This window comes from Streptomyces spiralis (genome assembly GCF_014654675.1).
Classification (GTDB): Bacteria; Actinomycetota; Actinomycetes; order Streptomycetales; family Streptomycetaceae; genus Streptomyces; species Streptomyces spiralis.
In genome coordinates, this window is record NZ_BNBC01000144.1 from 1 (window position 1) to 1,019 (window position 1,019).

Below are 1,019 nucleotides of genomic sequence, written 5' to 3' on the forward strand. Positions count from 1 at the left end.
AGCCCAACGGCAGCGGCAACAACTGGGGCGTGACCATCCAGAAGAACGGCAGCACCACCTGGCCCACGGTCACCTGCGCCGCGAGCTGATCCCGCCCGCACCGGACACGAGAGGAGGACACCGTCCATGCGCACCACACCACGCAGGCCATGGCGCTCCCTGGTCGCCAGACTGGCCGTGACCGCGCTGGCCGTGGCGGGCGTCTCCGCCGTCGACGCCACCGCCTCGCACGCCGCGACCTGCAACGGGTACGTCGGACTCACCTTCGACGACGGCCCGTCCAACGACCACACCCCGGCACTGCTCAGCGCGCTCAATCAGTACGGGCTGCGGGCCACCATGTTCAACGAGGGCCAGTACGCCGCCGCGTACCCCGCCCAGGTGAAGGCCGAGATCGCCGCCGGCATGTGGGTCGGCAACCACAGCTACACCCACCCGCACCTGATCCAGCAGAGCCAGTCGCAGATCGACTCGGAGCTTTCCCGGACCCAGCAGGCCATCGCCGCCGCGGGCGGCGGCACGCCGACGCTGTTCCGCCCGCCCTACGGCGAGACCAACGCGACGCTGAAGTCGGTCGAGGCCAAGTACGGCCTGACCGAGATCATCTGGGACGTCGACTCCCAGGACTGGAACGGCGCGACCACCGACGCGATCGTGCAGGCCGTGGGCCGGCTCGGCAACGGCCAGATCATCCTCATGCACGAGTGGCCCGCCAACACCCTCGCCGCGATTCCGCGCATCGCGCAGACGCTGGCGAGCAAGGGCCTGTGCGCCGGCATGATCTCCCCCTCGACCGGCCGCGCGGTCGCCCCCGACGGAGGCTCCTCCGGCGGCGGAGGTGGCGGTGGCACCGGCGGCTGCACCGCGACCGTGTCGGCGGGCCAGTCGTGGAGCGACCGGTACAACCTGAACGTCTCGGTCAGCGGCTCCAGCAACTGGACCGTGACGATGAAGGTTCCCTCGCCGGAGAAGGTGATGGCGACCTGGAACGTGACCGCGAGCTATCCCGACGCCCAGAC

Annotated in this window: 1 protein-coding gene; it reads left to right on the top strand. The window is 70.5% G+C overall.

The window, feature by feature from the left end; genetic code table 11:
- Positions 1–126 precede the first annotated feature (126 nt).
- The coding region (locus tag IE318_RS44395) for a polysaccharide deacetylase family protein (RefSeq protein ID WP_189908491.1) at positions 127–1,019 on the top strand (893 nt) is incomplete at its 3' end.